16 protein-coding genes are annotated in these 21,517 nt (G+C 49.4%); 14 read left to right on the top strand and 2 right to left on the bottom strand.

What is annotated here, in order from left to right; translation table 11 throughout:
- From AC3WT9_RS13235 to AC3WT9_RS13175, 13 genes are all read left to right on the top strand, one after another.
- The gene (locus AC3WT9_RS13235; RefSeq protein ID WP_492407633.1) at positions 1-3,111 is read left to right on the top strand and encodes an alpha-mannosidase; all 3,111 of its coding nucleotides are present in this window, start codon (positions 1-3) and stop codon (positions 3,109-3,111) included.
- Between the two features lie 24 nt (positions 3,112-3,135).
- Positions 3,136-4,455, top strand: coding sequence for a glycoside hydrolase family 125 protein (locus AC3WT9_RS13230; RefSeq protein WP_341095113.1), 1,320 nt, complete (start codon positions 3,136-3,138; stop codon positions 4,453-4,455).
- 19 nt (positions 4,456-4,474) lie between these two features.
- Entirely contained in the window at positions 4,475-5,473 is a 999-nt protein-coding gene (locus AC3WT9_RS13225) for a glycoside hydrolase family 130 protein (protein ID WP_341095111.1), read from the top strand.
- Positions 5,474-5,478: 5 nt separating this feature from the next.
- The gene (locus AC3WT9_RS13220) at positions 5,479-8,223 is read left to right on the top strand and encodes an alpha-mannosidase (protein ID WP_492407632.1); all 2,745 of its coding nucleotides are present in this window, start codon (positions 5,479-5,481) and stop codon (positions 8,221-8,223) included.
- A 534-nt stretch (positions 8,224-8,757) separates the two neighbouring features.
- On the top strand, positions 8,758-9,438 hold the full coding sequence (locus AC3WT9_RS13215) for a response regulator transcription factor (RefSeq protein ID WP_076114419.1): 681 nt from the start codon (positions 8,758-8,760) through the stop codon (positions 9,436-9,438).
- Positions 9,435-11,192, top strand: coding sequence for a sensor histidine kinase (locus AC3WT9_RS13210; RefSeq protein WP_341095106.1), 1,758 nt, complete (start codon positions 9,435-9,437; stop codon positions 11,190-11,192). The genes AC3WT9_RS13215 and AC3WT9_RS13210 overlap by 4 nt, the downstream gene beginning before the upstream one ends.
- Before the next feature lie 41 nt (positions 11,193-11,233).
- Positions 11,234-11,758 (top strand): CDP-diacylglycerol--serine O-phosphatidyltransferase, encoded by a 525-nt coding sequence (pssA, locus tag AC3WT9_RS13205; RefSeq protein ID WP_341095104.1) that lies wholly within the window; start codon positions 11,234-11,236, stop codon positions 11,756-11,758.
- Between the two features lie 7 nt (positions 11,759-11,765).
- Positions 11,766-12,260: a DedA family protein gene (locus AC3WT9_RS13200; RefSeq protein WP_341095103.1), complete on the top strand. Its 495-nt coding sequence runs from the start codon at positions 11,766-11,768 to the stop codon at positions 12,258-12,260.
- Between the two features lie 157 nt (positions 12,261-12,417).
- The gene (locus tag AC3WT9_RS13195) at positions 12,418-13,386 is read left to right on the top strand and encodes an SIS domain-containing protein (protein ID WP_341379322.1); all 969 of its coding nucleotides are present in this window, start codon (positions 12,418-12,420) and stop codon (positions 13,384-13,386) included.
- 15 nt (positions 13,387-13,401) lie between these two features.
- A complete protein-coding gene (locus AC3WT9_RS13190) occupies positions 13,402-14,214 on the top strand; it encodes a fructoselysine 6-kinase (RefSeq protein ID WP_341379321.1) in 813 nt (270 codons plus the stop codon).
- 92 nt (positions 14,215-14,306) lie between these two features.
- Positions 14,307-15,020: a GntR family transcriptional regulator gene (locus AC3WT9_RS13185; protein WP_341095098.1), complete on the top strand. Its 714-nt coding sequence runs from the start codon at positions 14,307-14,309 to the stop codon at positions 15,018-15,020.
- Positions 15,021-15,144: 124 nt separating this feature from the next.
- Entirely contained in the window at positions 15,145-16,728 is a 1,584-nt protein-coding gene (locus AC3WT9_RS13180; protein WP_341379320.1) for an amidohydrolase, read from the top strand.
- 34 nt (positions 16,729-16,762) lie between these two features.
- Positions 16,763-18,160 carry a YfcC family protein gene (locus AC3WT9_RS13175; RefSeq protein ID WP_492407705.1) on the top strand — a complete coding sequence of 466 codons (1,398 nt, stop codon included), beginning with the start codon at positions 16,763-16,765 and terminating at the stop codon, positions 18,158-18,160.
- A 344-nt stretch (positions 18,161-18,504) separates the two neighbouring features.
- On the opposite strand, the gene AC3WT9_RS13170 is transcribed toward AC3WT9_RS13175, so the two are convergent.
- Complete coding sequence (locus AC3WT9_RS13170) at positions 18,505-18,990, bottom strand: GNAT family N-acetyltransferase (protein WP_492407631.1); 486 nt, start codon at positions 18,988-18,990, stop codon at positions 18,505-18,507.
- A gap of 141 nt (positions 18,991-19,131) precedes the next feature.
- Complete coding sequence (locus AC3WT9_RS13165; protein WP_379141098.1) at positions 19,132-20,175, bottom strand: PocR ligand-binding domain-containing protein; 1,044 nt, start codon at positions 20,173-20,175, stop codon at positions 19,132-19,134.
- 204 nt (positions 20,176-20,379) lie between these two features.
- Between AC3WT9_RS13165 and AC3WT9_RS13160 the strand changes: the two genes are divergently transcribed.
- Positions 20,380-21,516: a glycerol dehydrogenase gene (locus tag AC3WT9_RS13160; RefSeq protein WP_341095089.1), complete on the top strand. Its 1,137-nt coding sequence runs from the start codon at positions 20,380-20,382 to the stop codon at positions 21,514-21,516.
- Position 21,517 lies beyond the last annotated feature (1 nt).

Here is a 21,517-nt window from a genome sequence, read left to right as displayed (position 1 = left end):
ATGGAACGAATCAATCGGTTTATCCGCGAATTGGCCGAGCGGCAATGGCTTGAATACAAGGCTATTGAGGATTGGCAGGTGTATTCCACGGAATATCGGCAGCCGGGAGATTATGACACGCTGCAGGTGTTCCCGGGGAGTGAATCCTTTGGATTGTTTCCCAGTGTGCAGGGGACGACTTATATTCTCCGCACCACCTTGGAAATTCCCGCGGAATGGCCCGGGATGGGCATCGGACTCATCTTCAAATCCGGTGGAGAAGGCCTGCTGCGCCTTAACGGAAGGTCCTGGCAGGGACTGGACCGCAACCATACCTTCGCAACATTGAACCCGGAGGTGGCTGGAAGAAGTCCAAAGCTGGAGATCGAATTGTATGATCCCATTCCGGAGCCGGACGATCCGCTGAACAAGCAGGCGGTGATTCAGCCGCCGATCCGTTCCCTCACCACCGCGCTGGTGAGGATTAACCGGCCTGTGCAGTCCTTAATGTATACTGCGACCGTAATCCGTGATTCGGCGCTGCTGCTGCCGGAGCAGGATTTCCGGCGTGCCCGCTTAATGGAGGCGCTGAACCGGGCCATGGATTCATTTGTCCTGTTGCACCTTGAAGAGGTAAAGGACGGCAGCCTGATCTGCGGCATCGAACAAGCGCTGATCGAAAGTGTCCGGAAAGTCGGCGGCAACAGTGAAGGCTTGATTCATATGGTAGGGCAGTCGCACATTGATATCGCCTGGCTGTGGCCAAAGCGGGAAACCGTCCGCAAGGCCAGCCGGACCTTCTCGACCGTACATTCGCTGATGGAGGAATATCCGCATTACCGCTATGCCCAGAGCCAGCCCCAGCTTTTTGCTTATCTGAAAGAGAATGATCCTGAACTGTACAGCAAAGTGAAGGAGCGGATTCGGGAAGGACGCTGGGAACTGGTAGGGGGCATGTGGGTGGAGCCGGATTTGAACATTCCCAGCGGCGAATCCCTGATGCGTCAAATGCTCTACGGCCAGAGTTTCTATCAGGAGGAGTTCGGACAACACTCCGAGATTGAATGGCTGCCGGACACCTTCGGTTATTGCGCTTCGCTGCCGCAAATATTGAAACACGGCAGAGTGCGTTATTTCATGACGACCAAGCTCGGCTGGAATGATACGAACCTGTTCCCTTACGATTTGTTCCATTGGGTCGGTATTGACGGCACCTCAATGCTCTCTTATATGAACCATGGTGTGAATGAGAATACCCTGCCTAAGGATATCCATGACCACTGGCAGTCTTACCGTGAAAAGTCAGCCCACAGCGAGCAAATGCTGCTGTACGGGCATGGCGACGGAGGCGGCGGGGTTACTAGAGAGATGCTGGAATATATTGACCGTTCTGAGCTGATGGTAGGTCAGCCAGCTTCAGCTTACAGCACCGCAGCCGGATTCTTCGCGGGAATTGAGCAAGCCCGGCCGGAGCTGCCGTCTTGGCAGGGAGACCTGTATCTGGAGCTGCACCGTGGAACGTACACGACACACTCCCGGAATAAGCGCAATAACCGCAAAGCTGAAATTCTGTACCGGGAAGCGGAATTATGGCAGACCCTTGCAGGCAGCCTCCTTGAGCCGGACCGGTCCGGAGAAGTGGGACGTGCGCTGCATAAGGGCTGGAAGCTGATATTGCTGAACCAGTTTCACGATATTATCCCGGGCTCATCCATTCCAGAGGTCTATCAGACCTCGGTGAAGGAGTACCGCAGTATTTTCAGCCTAGGCGAAGGCAGCCTGGAGTTGGCTATGGAAGCGGTGATTGGCGGAATCGATACACGCGGGGAGGGCGCCCCGTATGTGGTGCTGAACAGTCTGTGCTGGCAGCGGGACATGATTGTTGACATACAGACTGGGATCAAGGAAGACAGCTTCCTGTCGGCCTATCAGGAGGATGGAACCAGGCTGGAATCGGAGACCCTTGTCATTGATGCTAAAAACATCCTTCGCATCCGTGTGCCTGAAGTTCCCCCGTTTGGGTACAAGACAGTCTGGTTGAGAGAAGTAGAACAGTCAGCGGAAATCGACCGGAACTGTGCGGCTTCCTTTGAAGATAGCTGGGAAACCGCATTTTACCGCCTGAAGTTCAATGAACGGGGGGAGATCGCCAGTCTATACGATAAACAAGGCGGGCGTGAGATTGTCAAACCGGGAGAGCAGGCCAACCGCTTTCACTTCTTCCATGACCGTCCTATTCTATGGGACGCCTGGGACATTGACAGCCGCTACGAACAGCAGCCGGCCGGAGAGGCCGTTCTGCTGGAGAAGAAGCTGATCTCCTCAGGGGAGATCTGTGATGTGCTGGGCTTCCGCTGGAGTATCGGCCAATCCGAAATCGAGCAGGAACTGGTTCTCTACCATCAAGACCCGCGGATTGATTTCAAGACCAAAGTGGTCTGGAACGAAGCCCATAAGTTGCTGAAGGTAGGTTTCCCGATAGATGTAATGGCCACCAAGGCGACCTATGAAATCCCATTCGGTGCGCTGGAACGGGTAACACACCGCAATACAAGCTGGGAACAGGCACAATATGAGGTGTGCGGGCATCGTTTTGTGGATGTGGCGGAGCATGGCTACGGCGTCAGTCTGCTGAACGACTGCAAATACGGGTATGACGTACAGGGCAGCACGATTCGGCTGTCGCTGCTGCGCGCGCCGAAATGGCCGGACAACACGGCGGATCTCGGCACCCACGAGTTCACCTATTCACTCTATCCGCATGCGGGAGATTGGCGTGAAGCCCATACCCTGCGCAAGGCTGCCGAGCTAAATCTTCCGGCACATGCGGCTGCATGTGCACCAGAAGAAGGCAAGCTGCCGGCTTTGGGCTCTTTGATCGGCTATAGCGGGAATCATGTAGTGCTGGACACGGTCAAATTGTCGGAAGACGGGAGCGGCAGCATTCTGCGGCTGTATGAATCAGCGGGTGGCCGTGAAACGGTTGAGATCAGCTGGCCGCTGCCGCATGCGAAGGTATGCCTGTCCAATGCACTGGAGGAAGAAACAGAGGTACTTCATGAACAAGCAGGGGGTCTCCAACTGGAATTTGCTCCTTTCGAAATCAAGACGATTAAAATCATTCATTCCTAGACTAGGCAGAAGGAGAGATTCATATTGGAACAATTCAGACTTCCTCATATTTTGATGCCGGAGCTGCCGCTGCCTCCGTCGATTGCGGCGGTACTGGCGGAAGCCGATCAGAAGCTGGCACACCGGCCGAAGCTGCGGCAGCTGTTCCGCAACTGTTTTCCTAACACTCTGGAAACGACAACCAAGCTGCTGGAGGACGGGACCACCTTCGTCATTACGGGTGATATTCCGGCAAGCTGGCTGCGTGACTCGGTCGAGCAGGTCATTCATTATGTGCCATTTGCGGGCAATGATCCCGAGCTCCAGCGTATCATCGGCGGGCTGATCAAGCGCCATATTCAATACGTTCTGATCGACCCTTACGCCAATGCGTTTAATGAAACGGCGAATGACTGGCATTGGAATGCCGGAGATGTGACGGAGATGTCGCCATGGGTCTGGGAGCGCAAATTCGAAATCGACTCGCTGTGCTTCGTGATCCGGCTGGCCCATGCGTATTGGGAAGAGACGAAACAGACCGGCTTCTTCACGGCGGATTTCAAAAAAGCGCTGCGGGTCATTACCGATCTGTTCAAGCGGGAACAGCATCACTTCGAGCAATCCCCGTACCGCTTCACCCGCAATAACGGGATTCCCGAGGATTCGATCCGCAACGGCGGACTGGGCATGCCGGTCAATTATACCGGGATGATCTGGTCCGGCTTCCGCTCCAGCGACGATGCCTGTGATTTCCATTACAACATTCCGGGCAATATGTTCGCGGTTGTGGCCTTGCGGCAGATGCAGGATTTCGCCGAATGGGTCTTCCGCGATCTGGATTTCCTGGCGGAGCTTAAGGCGCTGGAGCAGGAGGTCGACCATGGTATTAAGCTGTACGGCATCTACCGCCATCCGGAATTTGGACCGATTTATGCATACGAAACAGACGGATACGGCAACTACAGCCTGATGGACGATGCCGGAACGCCGGGCCTGATCTCCATTCCTTACCTTGGCTACGTGAAGAACGACGACCCGGTATACCAGAATACGAGACGTTTTGCGCTCAGCAAGGAGAACCCTTTCTATTTCGAAGGCAAGGTTGCCAAAGGCATCGGCAGTCCGCATACACCGCCGGGCTATATCTGGCACATGGCGCTGTCGATGCAGGGATTAACGGCAGACAACAAGGAAGAGAAGCTGGCGATGATCGAGATGCTGGAAGCAACCGACGCCGATACCGGATACATGCATGAAGGATTCCTGGCAGATGACCCGCATATCTTTACCCGCAAGTGGTTCGCCTGGTCAAACAGCCTGTTCTCGCAGCTGGTCTGGCAGGCGTTAAGAGAAGAAATCTTGTAACTGAAAAGGAGACATGATCATGACTACAATTATTGGAGACAAATTGTCAAATATCCCTTGGCAGGATAAGCCGGACGGCATAAATGCACCCGTATGGCGGTATAACGCCAATCCGATCATTGAGCGCAATGCCATACCGAGTTCCAACAGTGTATTTAATTCGGCCGTCATTCCCTTTAAGGACGGGTTTGCCGGCGTATTCCGCTGCGATTCCAAATCCGTCAGCATGGATATTTTCGCCGGCTTCAGCGAAGATGGCGTGAACTGGAAGATCAATCATGAACCCATCGTGTTCCAAGGAGACCCCGAAATAATTACGCGGGAGTACCGTTACGATCCCCGGGTTTGCAAGATTGATGACCGTTATTACATCTCCTGGTGCAACGGCTATCACGGGCCAACCATCGGGCTTGCCTATACCTTTGATTTTCAAACCTTTCACCAGCTGGAAAATGCCTTCTTGCCCTATAACCGCAATGGTGTATTGTTTCCGCGAAAGATCGGCAGCCATTATGCCATGCTCAGCCGTCCGAGCGATACGGGGCACACGCCTTTCGGAGATATTTTCTACAGTGAAAGCCCTGATCTTACCTTCTGGGGCAAGCACCGCTATGTAATGGGCACTGTTAATGGGGATGCATCCGCCTGGCAGTCCAAAAAAATCGGCCCGGGCCCCATTCCGATTGAGACCGACAAGGGCTGGCTGCTGATCTACCACGGCGTAATCAATACCTGCAACGGGTTTGTCTACCGAATGGGCTGCGCGCTTCTCGATCTGGACGAACCTTGGAAGGTAAAGGCACGTTCGCGCAACTATATTCTCGGCCCGGAAACCTTGTATGAATGTGTGGGCGATGTGCCGAATGTAACCTTTCCATGCGCGGCGTTGACGGATTCGGCCACGGGCCGGATCGCCATCTATTACGGCTGCGCCGACACCGTGACCGGACTCGCCTTTACCACCGTGGATGAGCTGCTTGAGTATATGGAGGAATTCCCATTGAAGGCTGAGGTGTAGCACACTTGAACAAACAACAAACGGCGCATATCATTTCACATACCCACTGGGACCGGGAATGGTATTTGCCCTATGAGCGGCATCATATCCGTCTCGTCCAGCTTGTGGACAGCCTGCTGGACAAACTGGAGCAGGACCCGGACTTCAAAAGTTTTTTCTTTGACGGTCAGACGATCATTATCGAGGATTATCTTCAGGTCCGCCCGGGCAACCGGGAGCGGCTGGAACGGCATATCCGCGAGGGGAGAATCTTTATCGGGCCCTGGTATATTCTCCAGGATGCCTTTCTGACCAGCCCGGAAGCCAATGTGCGCAATCTGCAGATCGGCCATAAGGACGCCCGCGTGTATGGGGAGGTTTCGCGGATTGGTTATTTTCCCGACACCTTTGGCCTGACGGGACAAATTCCCCAGCTCATGGCGCAGGCCGGAATTACTAACGCATTCTTCGGGCGCGGGGTCAAGCCGACGGGATTCAATAACACCGTTTCCGACGACGGTTATGAATCCTCCTTCTCCGAGTTGCTCTGGGAAGGTCCGGACGGCTCGAAGGTGCTGGGAATCCTGTTCGCCAACTGGTATTCGAACGGGAATGAGATTCCGGTCGATCCGGCGGAGGCGAAGGTATTCTGGGACCGGAAGCTGTCCGACGCCGAACGATTCGCGGCTACGGATCAGCTGCTGTTCATGAACGGCTGCGATCATCAGCCGCTGCAAACCGATTTGCCGGAGGCAATCCGTACAGCGCAGAGGCTGTATCCGCAGACGGCTTTTGTCCATTCCAACTTTGCGGACTATGTAGGAGCTGTGGCAGCCGCTGCCCTGGACCGCGGCCTCTCCACGGTCAAGGGCGAGCTGCGGAGCCAGCGCACCGATGGCTGGGGGACGCTGGTCAATACCGCTTCGGCCCGGGTGTACCTGAAGCAGATGAACCAGCGCGGCCAGGCGCTGCTTGAGAAGGTGGCGGAGCCGCTAGCTTCCATCGCCAGGCTGCACGGCGGGGAGTATCCGCATCATCTGTTTACTTACGCCTGGAAGACACTGCTGCAGAACCATCCGCATGATTCGATCTGCGGCTGCAGCGTGGATGAAGTGCACCGCGAGATGGTGACCCGCTTTGATAAAAGCCGCCACATCGCCGAAGGCATTGTGGAAGGCAGCATGCAAACCATCACCCAAGCGGTTGATACTTCCCTGTTCTCCGGATTTGGCGAAGACGCCCTGCCGCTTGTAGCGGTCAATACAAGCGGCTGGAGCCGCACGGGCACGGTGAGCGTGGAGCTGGACGTAACCCGCCTGTATTTGCGCGAAGGTCTGCCGCTGGAAGTAACGGCCAGCCGGATGAAAGCGGTAGACCTGGACGGCCGGGTGCTGATCAACGAACGGGGGACAGAAGTTCCCTGCACCGTCGAGGATCTGGGCCTGTCGTTTGGCTACGATCTGCCGGACGACAGGTTCCGGCAGCCGTATATGTGCCGCAAGGTAAAGCTGACCTTTGAGGCTGCGGACGTTCCGGCGCTGGGTTGGCGCAGCTACGCATGGGTACGTCTTCAAGAGGGCAAAGGTTCCCCGCTTACCGGAAAGGTCTCCCTGCTCCAAGGAGAGCAGGTGCTGGAAAACGCAAACCTGCGTGTAGAAATCATGGCGGACGGTTCCTTTGCGCTGACGCATAAGCCGAGCGGCAAGGTGTACCGTGATCTTGGCATTTATGAGAATACCGGCGATATCGGCAACGAATATATGTTCAGACAGCCGGCAGGTGAAACGCCGCTCACTACCCAGGGCTTAGCGGCCGGCATCCGCGTGATTGAAGACACGCCGTACCGGGCTTCCGTAGAAATTACCCATGAGTGGGCAATTCCGGCTGCAGCCGACTCCCTTCTGGAAGACGAACAGCGTTCGCTGGTCTACTATCCCGAGCGGCAGGCGCAGCGCTCCACGGCAACCGTGCTGCTTAAGCTGCACACGGTGCTGAGGCTGGAGCAGGGCGGCAAAGGTCTGAAGATCGAAAGCTTTATCAGCAATACGGCGAAGGACCATCGGTTGCGGATGCTGTTCCCGACCGATCTGGCCGCGTCCACCCACCGTGCCGATTCCATGTTCGAGCTGGCCGAACGCCCGAACGAGCCGGCGCCAGAGTGGCTGAATCCCAGCAATACACAACATCAGCAGTCTTTCGTGGATGTGGCGGAAGCAGGCGCAGGACTTGCGGTAGCCAATCTTGGGCTGAATGAATATGAAATTCTGCGCGACGGCCGTAATACGATAGCCGTAACCCTGCTCCGCTGTGTCGGTGAGATGGGAGACTGGGGCTGGTTTCCTACGCCGGAAGCCCAGTGCCAGGGCGAACAGACAGCGGAAATGCTGCTCATTCCGCATGACGGAGACGTTGTGTCCTCCGGCGCTGCCGCCGGGGCTTATCAGTTCCAGATTCCTTGGATCACCGCCCAGGCGGAGCTTCATCCGGGTACCCTTCCTGCCGTTTATTCACCACTTCGCTGGAGCGGTAAGACTGCTGCCTTGTCCTCTCTTAAAGTGAATGAGGACAGCGGGGACTTGCTGGTCCGCTGGTTCAATATGGAGGGCAAGCCGTGTGAATTGCACTTGGAGACGGATATACCGAATACCGGATTTTACAAATCCAATATTCTAGAGGACAAATCGGCACTCCTGGACTGCGGCAGCGCCGTTGTGCTGGAGCTGCCGGTTGGCGGACATGAAATTGTGACCGTGGGAATCGGCCTCGGCTGAACCCAATGATCCTTCTCACTATAGAAACCCAAAAAAGTTAAAAAAGCAGCGATCCTCTTGTTACTGGAGGATCGCTGCTTTTGTTTTGTCATTGGCCGCTCCGCATGAAGGTTGCGTCCGGGTCTTACTTGCCCTGGCTCTGAGCACGAACGGACCGAGTTGCACTTATTTGGGGCTTTTAGCCTGTTACAGGAGGACAACGGACTCCAGCGCAGTTATTTCTCCCTGCTGGCCGTTTTTAGAGAGAATGCAGAGCAGATAAGGTCGCCTGGGTCCGCAAAAGAGAATAAACAGGGATTTTACTCTCCATAGCGCCCCCTGGGTCCGGTACGAGTAAACGAACCCGCTGCGGGCTTTTAGGGCCTACTTTCAATCCACCTTTCCCGGTTTCACCAGCGTCCACAATCAACACTTTTATATCTGGACTTGTATCTGTAGAATCAAGTGGGGGGTTGTTCTGTCTAAGGACACATGAAGGACATATCACTCGATTAAGCTGAAAAATATAAAAATGGTTTGAGGGCGGGGACTATATTGAAAAAGAAAGTTCTTCTCGTTGAGGATGAAAGCCGCATTCGTGAGCTTGTTTCCGATTATTTCATAAAGAACGACTGGGAAGTACAAGAGGCGGATAATGGAAAAGATGCATTGAGCTGGTTTGATTCGCTGCAACCGGATCTGCTGATTCTGGATATTATGATCCCCAAGATGGACGGCTTTGAAGTGTGCCGGGAAATCCGCAAAAAGGCAGCGATACCCATCATATTGTTGACGGCCAAATCCGGAGATGAAGATAAAATTCACGGTTTTGAACTGGGTGCGGATGATTATGTGACGAAGCCGTTTAGCCCAAAAGTACTGATAGCCCGGGCGAATGCGCTAATGAAACGGGTCGAAGGAGGCCATTTGCCGGAATCCAGCATCGTAAAGTTTGGTTCCGCAATGTTTAATACGCTGGCTCATCGGCTTGAGGTTGCTGGTGCAGAAATAGAGCTTACCCCTAAGGAATATGATTTGTTATGGCTGTTGATCCGAAATAAGGGCATTGTAATCTCAAGGGACACGATCCTTACCCGGATATGGGGGATTGAATTCGAAGGCGATTCCCGTGTAGTGGACAGCCACATCAAAAAACTGCGAAGTAAGCTGGGGTATGAGTCACGCTATATTCGCACGGTGATTGGCACCGGGTACATATTTGAGGACGAGGCATGAAAAGATGGGGAATTACCTTTAAGCTGTTCGTAATGACAGTAGTGTTTTTTGTCTGCTTTTACGGGATGGTGATTTTGAGCCAGCTGTTTTTCTTTGACGGCTTCTATCAGCAGCAGAAAGAAAACCGCGTGGAGAAGCATCTCAAGAGCTTTGGTTCAAGCTACACAAGTGAGTCGTGGGATACGAGCAGGACTTCTCAGGAGCTTGCCCGCTTCATGCTGCGCAATAAAACGCAGCTGGTTATTATGAAGCTGGACGGCAAAATGAAATCGGAAGACCCGTTTCATATGAAGGTTATGAATGAAGACGGCCAGATCATAGCTGTTTCTTTATCCCTGTTCATGAATCAGTATGGAGATGAGTTTAGCGCAGCAAATATTAAGCTGGATGATCCGTTGACCATTCAGGGAGACCAGCTGATTGAAGGAGATGTCTACTCACCGGAGCTCATATTCCCCACTAGCATAAAAAAGCAAGGGTCCGCAGCCATTGGGGATGAATCAGAGGGAGGAGACACTCAATTTTCCGGTATTGTCACGGAGATCGTTTTACCGAATCTGAAAATATGGAACCCGCGTCAGGGCATCCTGTTTGAGGCCTTGGACGAGTGGTTTCCGTTGTCTGAGGCCCGGGTGGAACAATTCAAAGGGCTACAAATGCAGAAAGCGGATTGGACAGCTCCTTGGGGTGGGATCCGCAACTCTGTGATGATTCTGCCTGTGCAGCAACGCAACGGAGATATTGATCTGTTATTCACTGTCACCTCCTTACAGGAGGTTAAGGATTCGAATGATGCGCTGCGCTGGTTCTTTTTATATCTCGGAATCGGAGGCTTTGTATTTATTCTAATACTGTCCTACTTCTATTCTAAAATGGTAGCCCGTCCACTGATCAAGCTGAACAAAATTGCCAAACGTATGGTTTCCCTGGACTTTACAGGACATCCCTCCATCCGGCAGAAGGATGAACTGGGGAGCTTGTCCAATAGCATGTTCACCTTATCACAAAGTTTGGATTCTGCCTTGAGTGAGTTGAGGGAGGCCAATCAGCAGCTGGTCGAAGATATGGAGCGCAAACAAAAAATGGAGACCATGCAGCAGGACTTTTTTGCCAATGCCTCTCATGAACTGAAGACGCCTCTAAGTATTATTAAAGGATTTGCCGAAGGATTAGAAGACGGAGTAAGTGCGGCTAAACAGGATTACTACATTAAGGTCATTATTGAGGAATCTGAAAAAATGGGATTTCTTGTGAATGATATGCTAGATTTGTTCAGATTGGAGTCGGGGACAACTAAACTCCGGAAGACCTCCTTCATGCTGACGGAACTGACGGAAAAGGTAGCGGACAGGCTGATTCACTTTCTGCAGGAAAAGCAGCTGCAAGTGATGATAATTCCTGCTAATGAATTGCCGGTATACGCGGATGCGGGCTGGATCGAACAGGTTATTCTTAATTTTCTAACCAATGCAATCAGGCATGCTGAAGATGGAAGTACCATAACCGTGAATGTTCAGAGCGATGAGAAGTCTACTGTATTCTCTATTCATAATAAAGGTGAGTCGATACCCGAAGATCAGCTGGGGCAAATCTGGGAGCGGTTCTACAGGGTTGAGCCTTCCCGGAGCCGACTGACAGGTGGAACGGGACTGGGGCTTTCCATTGCAAAGCGGATACTGGATATGCATGGCTGTAGTTATGCAGTGGAAAATATCGAGGAAGGCGTCAAATCTATGATTAGATTTGAAGGCTAATCCCACCAATACATGTACTGTAGCGAAAGGAGTAAGACAGCATGAAATGGAATTGGCTGCCTTCAATGTTTACTTTGGCAAATTTGGGAATTGGAGCATTCTCTTTGCTCTTCACAATTCAAGAACGATATAGTTTGGCATTAACCATGATATTGTTAGCGGCTTTGTGTGATGTAATGGATGGTTTGCTGGCCCGGTGGCTGCATTGTACCAGCGATTTCGGCAAGCAATTGGACTCACTGGCAGATATCATATCCTTTGGATTGGCTCCTGCGTTTCTGATTTTGTTGTACAAGCTGGAAAATGTTCAGTGGCTGGGGACCCTGGCTGCAGTTGCTTTCCTGATTTGCGGCGCACTGCGGTTGGCCAGATTTAATATATCAGCTTCTTCGAAGGGTTTCGTTGGGATGCCGATTACTGCTGCAGGGGTGATCCTTTCGATGATCTCTTTGCTGGATGGACGGATGAAACCGGAATACATAGTCGTATTAATGTTGATGCTGTCTATAATGATGATCAGCCGGCTTCCCTTCCCTTCTTTCAAAAAAAACTTCAACAGGAAGTGAAATATTGATGCCTTGGATGATGGAGTTAATTTCACATTACGGTTATTTAGCAATTTTTGCTCTTTTGGCGCTTGGAATTCTTGGACTTCCCGTACCTGACGAAGTGTTGATGTTGTTTGTAGGGTATTTGTCGTCCATTATGGTTCTGAATTTCACACTTTCGGTACTGATCGGCTGCATAGGGTCCATAACAGGAATGATGATCAGCTACACCATTGGTCTGCGGCTGGGACAACCGGTTGTGAATAAATACGGTAAGTGGATTGGGCTTACCCCGAAGCGGTTTATCAGAGTCAAGGGATGGTATATACGCTTTGGAATTTGGACGGTTGCTTTTGCCTATTTTATTCCGGGGGTCAGGCATGTTGCCAGTTATATTTCCGGCATCAGTGCCATGCCCTTCAAAAAATATGTATGGATATCCGTTGCATGTGCGCTGACCTGGTCACTCCTTTTTGTTTCAATTGGCTACTTTATAGGTGCCAAGGCTTCTTTCTCCTAAACCATAATACTCCTTTTCAGGGCTTGCCTAATCACAAGTTCTGGAGAGGAGTTTTTTTGGAATTCAGCCGAAGGGGGGCTTGACAGCTGTTTTGAAAGCGGTTATATTTATCTCGTAAACAATACGTTATATAACGTTATACAAAGGAGAGAATCAAATGAATGTACATCAGGTTGTTGAAGCTATTCATGGAAAAGTGGCCAAGGGGATTTCAGAGGTTTATTTTGTAGCCTGCGGAGGTTCGCTGGTTGATATGTATCCCTCAAAGTATTTTCTGGAAAGCGAAGCGAAAAAGCTGGTAACGGGTCTATATACGGCTAACGAGTTTGTTCATGCTTTGCCTAAACGTCTGGGCAAACAATCGGTAGTCATTGTTTGTTCTCATGGCGGAAATACGCCGGAATCGGTGGCTGCTGCACAAGCTGCCAAAGAGAAGGGCGCACACACCATTGGCTTAACCCATAATCAGGAGGCCGCGTTGCTTAAATTTTCTGATTATTCTTTCCTGTATGAATGGGGAGATGACAGTGACGTCAAAAATAATCCGATGGCTATCATTCTGGAGCTCGCTGCAGAACTGTTGCATGTGGCTGAAGGTTATGCACATATTGACGCTTTTCAAAAAGGCTTGCAAACCATTAACGGTATTATTAATCAGGGCAAAAAGCAGGTCGCTCCACGAGCCCGTGTATTTGCCGAAAAGTACCGCAACGAGGAGTTATATTATATCCTGACAAGCGGAGCTTCTTATGGTCATGCTTATGGATTTGCGATCTGCTCTCTGATGGAAATGCAGTGGCTTCATGCAGCGGCTATCCACTCCGGCGAATTTTTCCATGGTCCGTTCGAAGTAACCGATAAAGAAACTCCATTCATCTTAATGATTAATGAAGGCCGCACCCGTGAGCTGGATGAACGCGCACGCACCTTCCTGAATCAATATGCTGAAAAAGTCGAAGTGATTGATGCTAAGGAGCTTGGCTTAGGTGTTATTGCCGACGAAGTCGTGGAATTCTTTAATCCGGTATTGTTCTACAGTATTATCTGCGTCTACCGCGAGGCATTGGCCGAAGTAAGAAGTCATCCGCTGGAAACCCGCCGTTATATGGGGAAAGTAGCCTACTGAACGGGAGTGTAAACCATGAGAGTATTAGGGATTGGCGATAATGTGGTCGACAAGTATGTTCATCTGCGTATGATGTACCCCGGTGGCAACGCACTCAATTTCAGTGTTTTCGCCAAAGGAGAGGGTGCGGATGCGGCCTTCCTCGGCGTGTTCGGTGATGATGATGAGGCAAGGCTGGTAGAGAATACATTGCAACAGCTGGGGATAGATACCTCGCACTGCAGACATCACAGCGGTGAAAATGGATGTGCACGCGTAACGCTGGAGAACGGGGAAAGAGTCTTTCTCGGCAGCAACGAAGGCGGGGTTACCCGACTTCATCCCATAGAACTTAGTGAAGACGATAAGGAATACATCCGCGGATTCGATATTGTCCATACGGGTCTTTACAGCCACACCGGGCACCTGCTTACTGAGCTGAATGATCTGAAGATTCCACTTTCATTTGATTTTTCCGATGACTTTGAGGAAGAGCAAGTAGAACGTTATATAGGAAATGCCGATTTTGCCTTCTTTTCCTGCAGCCATATGACGGATGAAGCGACGCAAAGTTATATTCGTTCCAAACGCAAGAGAGAGGGTCAGGTATTAGTTGCAACACGAGGCGGAGACCGGTCTATCGCCTATGATGGAACAGCCTTTTATTATCAATCGCCGGAGTTCATCCATGCTGTGGATACGATGGGAGCAGGGGATTCCTATATTACAGCCTTTTTACTAAGCATGATTAAGGACGGGGATATTCAAGCCGCAATGAAGGAAGGTTCGAGATTAGCTGCCAAGAGCTGTCTGGTAGAGGGTTCATTTGGATTCGGAGCCCAATATTAATGGGAACACTTATCTTTGCTTGTGAAAAAGAGAATCGTTTGTTACTCTAAAGAAAGAGTAATATAACGTTATATAACAAGTGAGGGTAAACCATGTTAAATGCAGAAAACGCTGAGCCATTATACATTCAATTGAAAAATGCGGTTCAATCCGCAATCGCCAACGGCAGCTTTAATCAAGGGGATAAAATACCAACTGAAATTGAGCTGGCCGAGACCTATAATGTGAGCCGGATTACTGTTCGCAAAGCGATAGAGGAATTGGTGAGAGAAGGGTATTTGACGAAGCGGCAGGGCAAGGGCACGTTTGTGAATAGGCCCAAGATCGGCCGGAAGATTGAGCATATCATCAGTTTTACGGCTGCCTGCAAAGCGAATGGAGTTTCATCGCATAGCGTAGTCACGGAAAGAAAAAAGGTGAAAGCCGATTCAGATACCGCAGAGCGGCTGCAAATCCAGCCAGGTGAGTCTGTGCTGTATATTCAGCGCCAGAGATATGCCGGCGAACAACCGCTGATGCTGGAAAATAACTATTACCCGTTTGACCGTTTCGCTTTCTTAATGGAGGCCAATCTTGAAGGCTCGATATATGAGCTGCTGCGCAGCGAATACAATATTGATCCGAACCAGCCGGGAGAGACGATATTACAAATTGTCTTGGCTGACGAACCTCAGTCGAAATTACTTGAAGTTCCGATCGGCCAGCCTTTGTTTTACATGAACACCATTATTTACGACCAGTATAGTAAGCCGGTTCATGTAGGGAAGCAGTTCATTATTGGTGACCGTTACCAATTTACTTTGTAATTCATTAGAGTCAGCTGGAATTTTAAATACGTAAAAGCTACTGTTTCTTCCGATGATGGAGAAGCAGTAGCTATAGTATAACGTTATAAGTCGTATTATAAATTTGAACTAAGGCGGAGAGATCATGGGAGCAGTTAAACATGGTTTTGCAGAAAGAGTACTAATGTCTAGTGCCGTGTTTACAGGAAAAGAGGAGGATGCCTCGCCTGGATTCATCGCCCTGCAAGGGGAACGGATTGCCGCGGTCGGCGATCCGGCAGAGGCAGAAGCCTGGATCGGACCGAAGACGATTGTCCATCATCTGAGGGATGCGTTGATTATGCCTGGTGTGCATGATAATCATGTGTTTTTTACCGGATATATGTCCTTGCACCGTGGCGTGGATCTGACAAATGCAGCCTCTATAGAAGATGCCTTGCAATTGCTTATAGAAGAAGCGGAACAACAACCTGAAGATCAAAATGTATACGCTTACGGCTGGAGCCGGGAGTTATGGGGAAAGCTCCCAGAGCAAAGTATATTAGATATAGCTTTTCCTCAAAGGGCCGTCATTGCCATGAATCGGACGAAAAATTATTGCTGGATGAACCAAATCGCCCAGGATAAATATCGGTTCACCCCTGATCATTGCAGTGCCGAGGCGCGTGCCAGCTTACTGTATGAAATGATGCAGGATCGGGAATTAGTCAAAAAAGAGTTTTTGGATTTCACCCGGATGCTTGCCAAGCGGGGTGTAACCTCCATCAAAGATATAGGCTTTGACCAGCACAGCGGTTTATTGCCGGTTCTTGAAGAACTGGAAGCTGCCGGGGAACTGCCGCTGCGGTTTCATTTTGCGCTGGAACCTGTGCTGCAGCCGATTGATATTCCCGCCGGAATTCAATATAAAGAACGCTATCAAGGGGAGGTTCTCCGCTTTCAGGGATTCAAGCTGATGATAGACGGTGTTGTGGCTGATCATACAGGGGATATGCTGGAGCCTTACGCAGATCTGCCGGGAGTAACTACTTTGCAGCCGGTTGACTATGACGTAATTGAAGCTGCAGTATTTGAAGCAGACAGGCATGGAATCAAGTGCTGTCTTACGGCTGAAGGGGATGCAGCAATTCGCAGAGCTGTAGATATGCTCGAAACCTGCCGTCAACAGCAGGGGGATCATCCAATTAAACATTCTATCAGTGATTTGGAATACCCTCACCCCGATGATTTAAAACGGATGGGGGAAAACGGGATTTTCGCCGAGGTATATGCCCAGATCCTGCTGTTAAATCCCTCCTATGAAGATGCGTATATGGCGGCTGTGGCTGGAAAAGCGAATGAAAGCCGGTTCTATGATTACCGGTCCATGCTGGATGCGAACATCCCCATTACCATTGGCACTGATTTACCGTTGTTCCTCACTAGTGTTCCTGATTCGATCTACGCGGCCACTTTCCGGTTGTTTCCTGACGGGTCACCACCTGAAGGCTGGAATGTTGAGCAGGGAATGCCAGCATCTGAAGTCTTAAAGGCATGGACCCTTAACGGGGCCAGGCACTGTGGTATGGAAGAGAGCACGGGAACCTTAGAAGCGGGGAAATATGCCGACATTGCTGTATTTGACCGCAATCTTCTGGATACAACAGCTGCCGATATCAGAGACGCACAAGTCGTATTAACTATTGCTGCCGGGAAAATCACCTACGACGCTACTAGGAATGAGGGATAAAATGGAAACCTCTAAACGTAAAATAAAATAGTCTCTGCCTCATAGTTATACATTGATTTTCTTGATTATAATAGCGATTGCCGGTTTGACTTGGGTTGTCCCGAGCGGTCAATTTGACCGGCAGGAAATCATTGTAGATGGTTCAGCCAAGACAACGATTATCCCGGGAACCTATCATTCCGTACCGAAAGTCAGTGAAGAGGGCGATTTGCGGCAGGGACTTGCGCAAATCGCCAGTGCACCAATGGAAGGCATTATCAATGCTGTTGATGTGGTTGCCTTCGTACTTATTGTAGGCGGAGCCTTTGGGATTATTTTGCAGACCGGTGCGATTGACCGGGCGCTGATGGCCTTGGCCGGACGGCTCAAACAAAAAGGGATATTGCTGATTCCGATAGCGATGGTTATTTTCAGCCTTGGAGGTTCCACGTTCGGAATGAGTGAAGAAATAATACCTCTTTACGCCATTTTTATTCCTTTGATGTTTGCACTCGGTTTTGACTCCATTACGGCCATCCTCATCCTTTATCTTGGAACACAGATCGGTTATATCGGCTCCACCGTTAATCCGTTTTCAGTATTGATTGCGCAAGGCGTAGCGGGAGTGCAGGGCAATCCACAGCTATGGCTGAGATTTATTGAATGGATTGTTTTCACTGCGATATCAATCGGTTTTACCATGTGGTATGCGCAGCGGGTGAAGAAAAATCCGGAGAAATCTCCTGTATTCCAGAATGACATTTTAAATCGTCAGCACTTTATTAAAGAGAACTCAGACATAAAGATGAGCTTCACCCATCGGGATAAACTCATCATTGGCGGCTTTATCGCTACCTTGGGGTTGATTGTGTGGGGAATTATGACCAAGGGCTGGTATATGACCGAGATCGGCGCCCTTTTCTTCGCACTTGGTATTTTCTCGGGTGTGGTCACCAAGATGAATCAGAAGGAAATCGCTGAGAATTTCGTAAAGGGCTGTGGCGAATTCATCTATGCGGCGGTCATTATCGGGCTGGCCCGGGGAATTCTCGTCGTTGCTGAGAACGGCATGATTATCGATACGATCCTGAATGCACTGGCAAACCTGCTTGAAGGTCTGCCAAACTATTTGTTCACTACCATCATGCTGGTCGTGCATAATATTATCACGTTCCTGGTGCCCTCTTCCTCCGGTGAGGCCGCTTTAACGATGCCCGTGCTTGCCCCATTGGGCGATCTGGTCGGTGTCAACCGCGAAGCGGTAGTAACCGCTTATCAATTTGGAAACGGGTTGACCAACCTCATTTCCCCAACAGGTGGAGTATTATTAGCAGGACTGGCAATCGCCCGGATCAATTTTGGGCAGTGGCTCAAAGTCATCCTTAAGCTGTTTCCAATCTTGTGGCTGGTGGCTGCAGTCTTTGCCGCGATATCTTCAGCTGTGGGAATGTAAGTACTGTATAGATTGAACTTATAATTCTTCTGTTTCGGGATTGGTCGTGACTACAGAGAATGTTTGGACTTCCGGCCGCTGTTAGGTTTGGATTTCCTGAATTTAACCGCGAATCGCGGTAGAAATCCAAACCTAAAGGCGGACGCTGTCGCTCCTACAGTTCCAAAATTCCCCTCCGCCACTTTTCCCTTTTGTGTAGTTATTAAGTTCATTCTATATGGGGGTGTCCCAAAAGTCGATTTTCTATGACCAGGTCTAATCTTCTTCTTTCTAAAAAACAGAGCAGCGATTCTCCCGTTATTGGGGAATCGCTGCTCTTCGGTTTTGCTCCATTGAAGCTTGCTTCAGCAAAAATATACATAATCTATGTGTTCACCAACAAAATCTGCAATATTTTGATTTTCCCTTTTTTGATATATTGTGAACCCAACACTCTCATACATTCGTTGAGCAGGGATTAGGTCATTATTTGTGGTTACAATGATTTTTCTTACATTATCTTGGGTAATTCTATTGACCGCTTCTTGAAGCTGTATTTTACCATAACCATTGCTTTTGTGTTTTGAAGCAATGCAATTATGGCCAATTTCCGCATACTCAGGCATATTTCTCGGGTCCCATGAAACAAATCCGATGGCTTCATCGTTTAGTGTTGTGATAAACCCGTATTTATCTGCAATTTGCAAATTGTCAAAGAAAAAGTTGTCAAAAACTTGCCAATCAGAATTACTACTTTGCTGATATCTGCAATCAAATGAATATGTATCTTTCAATAATTCAAAGAGTATTCCTCGATTAAAGTCGCTCACTTTTTTAAATTCAATACTCATGTACTAATAACCCCCATTTTTTTGAAACGTCCTTACTCCATGTAAAGATCTTAAGTTCAATTTATATTAGGCAAATCATTAAAATCTGGATTGGGCAGCGATTGAAACAACGGTCCGTTCGCGGAGCGTCCATCCAAGTGCTCAAGTTGATCCTGCTTTTTCCCGATAACCTTTACGATAAAGAGCAGGTGTGATCTCTTCGAATTTTTTGAAGATTTTAATGAAATAACCGGGTTCATTGAAGCCCAGCTCATCACTGATTTGAGAAACGGGCATATCGGTCACTTCGAGCAGCTGCTTCGCCCATTTCACCTTTAGCCTTGCCAAATAAGTGGTGAAGTTTTCCCCTGTTTCCTTCGCAAAAAGTCTGCTGAAATAGCTGGGACTGATGTGACATAGCTCAGCCATATGACTTAATGTTATATTTTCACTTTTGTTATTGTAAATATAATCCCAGGCGGGTTTAAAGATCGGGTTTGTACAAATACTCATATCACTGGATGTGTTTTTAAGGTAGGCATCCGCGATAGCATTGGTCATTTCTTTTTTGATCGACTCAATATTTTTAATGGTGTAGCCGGGCAGAATAGTGGAGAGGTTTAGGGCTTCATCGTTTCCGGCAGCCTTCTCGAACATTTCGACCAGCAGATTTTTGTTGAGTGCCTCTTCGATAATATAGTTGCATAGGAGAAACAGCATGTTGGATATTTTCACGACTTCTTCATAGGTCATCGTTGGTATATCATCGTAGTATGCCTTCAATTGATTTCCTTTTAGCAGATGTGATGATTTGTTTGGCGAAGATACAATTTGCTCCAGATCTGTACCGTTCTCAGGATCGGAAAGCTTGACCTGCCCCGCCATCACAGCACCCAGGTATTTATCATCCACAGTGATCGGAATCGCAATATCTATAATATTAAAGTGGCATAGATAAACGTAAGGTGCATTTAATCGAACTGCTTCAAGCCCGCCGCGGGAATCACACTTCTGGCAAAACGGCAGCAGCTCCGGATCCTTCCGCACATTCTGACAGAAAGCCTGGCAGCTGCTGTGGCTGGTCACAGGGATTCCCTTGTAATCAACCGTCAAAATAGCCAGCTTGGTAACGGTAGCCAAGGAATCCTGAAGCCGCTTCCATTTTTTGAGATCCAAAAATTTGCTTATATTTAAGGACTCTTGCATCAAAAAAATCACCCCTCGATTTAAAATCGTATAATAAGGACCTTCTTTATGGCAAGAGGATACCATTGTTACTGCACAGTGCAAATAATTACGATTAAGAATTATAATTATTGGTTATGATATTCCACTATCAAGATCAATATCCTGCTTTATACTCTAATTAAATAATAAAATTTGTTATAAAAAACAGGAGGCGTTAGATTCATGAGAAAAGCATTCATTAGTCCAACTAAATATGTTCAAGGTGAAGACGAGTTATTAAATCTTGGCTACTTTGTAACTTCATTTGGTTCCTCCGCTTTGTTGATTGCCCATCCGGATGATGTGAAACGGGTAAAGGATAAGCTCGATGCTACGTCTAAGAAGTTTAACATCACCTTTGTTGAAAGCGGTTTTAAGGGAGAGTGCTCACGTCAGGAAGTCACCAGATTACAGGCTATTGCGACAGAGAAGGGCTGTACCTGCACAATCGGCCTGGGCGGAGGCAAAGCGATTGATGCGGCCAAATGCGTCGCTCAGGGAGAAGCTCTGATCATTTGCCCGACGATTGCTGCTACCGATGCACCTACCAGCCATTCAGCCGTGCTGTATACACCGGAGGGGGCTTTTGATGATTATGCCTATTTCAAGCAAAGTCCAAGTGTTGTTTTGGTAGATACGACGGTGATAGCCAATGCGCCTACACGCTTTCTTGTGGCAGGGATGGGGGACGCTTTGTCCACCTATTTTGAAGCAAGAGCGACCTCCAAGTCTTATTCGAGAGTGAACGCCAGTCTGCCCATGGGCTCAAGAGAAGGCTACTGTGCCCCTGCTGTAGGAACGAACGCAGCGCTCGCCCTCGCAACCCTATGTTATGAAATGCTGCTTAAAGACGGGGCGAAAGCGAAGATAGCCAGTGATAGTAATGTGGTTACACAGGCGCTGGAGAATATCGTGGAGACTAATATTTTATTGTCGGGTCTTGGTTTTGAAAGCGCAGGCTTGGGCGGCGCACACGCGATCCATGATGGTTTAACGATTCTGGAAGGAACACATTCTTACTATCACGGAGAAAAGGTTGCCTTCGGCACACTTGCCCAACTGGTGCTGGAGAATGCCCCGACGGAGGAATTGCATCAGGTTCTGGATTTTTGTCTGGAGGTAGGGTTGCCTGTGTGCCTGGCGGATATCGGCGTAGATCATATTACAGCTGAGGAACTGCTTCAAGTCGCTGAAAAAGCCTGCATTCCTGAAGAATCCATTCATGCGATGCCGTTCCCTATCACTGTAAAGGAAGTTGCAGCTGCGATTGCCGCGGCAGACAGAATTGGCCAAAACTACAAAACAGCCCGGGAGGCCTAAT

Source organism: Paenibacillus sp. EB106-06-01-XG199 (assembly GCF_058791575.1).
This window is presented reverse-complemented; position numbering and strand designations above follow the sequence as displayed.